Below are 1,691 nucleotides of genomic sequence, written 5' to 3'. Positions count from 1 at the left end.
CCGAGTGCGCTGGGGTTCTCGTTGGGCGCCGAGTTGCCGAAGGCCTCGGCCTGGTCCCAGCGCCACTGGATGGCGTGATCGCTGGCGCGTGCGACGACGCGGGCCGTGTCCAGGTGATCCGCGTAGACATAGCTCACGCTGGTCTGCACGCTGAGCACGCCGTTGGTCGTGGTGCGGGTCTGGATGATCAGCGCCACGGGCGTGTCGCCCAGGTAGACGACTTCGTAGACCGGGTTGCCGCTGGCGTCGTACTCGCCGATCAGGTGGCCCTGCTCGTCGTAGGCGTAGTAGCGGGCACCGCCGTCCACTCTTGTGGTGGGGCCGGTCTTGGAGACACGCTGCTCGAGCGCGTTGTACCGGTATTGGACGGTGTCGGTGCCGATCTTGACCGAGGCCATGCGGCCGCGCGAGCTGTAGGTGAAGGTGTTGGTGCCGTCGGCCTTGACCTGACCTGTTGCGAAGTAGGTGAAGTTGGTGGTGCCGTTGGGGCCGGTCTCGACGGTGACGCGGTTGCTGCCGCTGGCAATGGTGTTGGCGTAGGTGCTGCCGGCAACGGTCTGGCTGACTCGGTTGTTCGACAGGTCGTAGTCGTAGCCGTTGGTGGTGCTGGCCTGCTGTTGCTGCTTGAGCCGGTCCAGACCGTCGTAGTTGAAGCTCTGGTCGTAGGCGGGTTGGGCGACGCCGGCACCGTCGGTGTGGGTGTAGCCGCTGATGCGCCCGGCGTCGTCGTAGCTCAGGGTGCGGATGAGGCCGGCTGCGGTGCCAGTGCCTGCGGGGTTGCCCAGGGGGTAGCTCTTGAGCCTGCCGTTGGCATCGAAGCCGCGGGTGTAGGCGGTGGCGGTGCTGCCCCAGGTCCAGCCCTGGACGTCGTTCAGGCCGGTGTACTTGAGGTTGTTGAGCACCGTCACGCTGTTGGCGGTGTCGGTGGCGCTACCGTCGGTCTTGATGGGATTGATGCCGATGGTCTTGAGCCGGCCGTCGGCGTAGTAGCTGTAGGTGACGCGGGTCTTGCTGGGGTAGGACTGGGTCTTGAGCTTGCCCAGTTCGTTGGCATTGGCCTCGCCCCAGGTCTGCTTGAGCACGAAGCTGCGGGCCGGGCTGGTGGCGACCGTCTGGGTCTTGGTGAGCACGCGGCCGAAGCCGTCGTGGGTGTAGACGGTGCTGCCGGATTCGTCGGTGAAGCTGCTGAGCTGGCCGGTGCTGTTGTTGGCACTGGTGCTGGGCACCGTGGCGGTGCTGCCGTCGTAGTAGAACTGGCTGCCAACGCCGCTGGTGGTGCCGTTGACGTAGCTGATGGCGGTGAGCCGGCCCAGGTCGTCGTAGGCGTAGGTGGCAACGTTGCTCAGCGCGTCGGTGCGGGTCTGGACGCGGCCGTCGGCAAAGTAGGTGAAGCCGGTGGTGCCGGTGTCGGGGCTGAACAGCGAGCTGGTGTTGCCCAGGCCGCTGGTGGTGTAGGTGGTCTTCTTGACCCGGGGGTCGGTGACGCTGGTGAGCTGGTCCAGGCCGTCGTAGCCGAAGGTGATGACGGGGGCGGAGGCACCGGCAGCGGGCGCGGCCAGGGTGCTGTTGATGCGCCGGCCCAGGCTGTCGTAGCCGTTGGTGGCCGTCCGCGCGGTGGTCTGGCCGGCGCCCTTGGGCAGGTTGACGGTGGTCAAGTTGCCGTTGGCGTCGTAGCCCAGGCCGGTGGTGAG

At 67.1% G+C, this 1,691-nt stretch carries 1 protein-coding gene; it reads right to left on the bottom strand.

Going from position 1 to position 1,691, the window contains the following annotated elements:
* A partial coding sequence (locus LRH25_RS32530; protein ID WP_310742458.1) for a type IV secretion protein Rhs occupies window positions 1-1,691 on the bottom strand: 1,691 nt, incomplete at both ends.

It is taken from the genome of Ideonella azotifigens (assembly GCF_021043325.1).
Classification (GTDB): Bacteria; Pseudomonadota; Gammaproteobacteria; order Burkholderiales; family Burkholderiaceae_C; genus Ideonella; species Ideonella azotifigens.
Note: the sequence above shows the minus strand (reverse complement) of the source record. Positions and strands in the feature narration are given on the sequence as shown.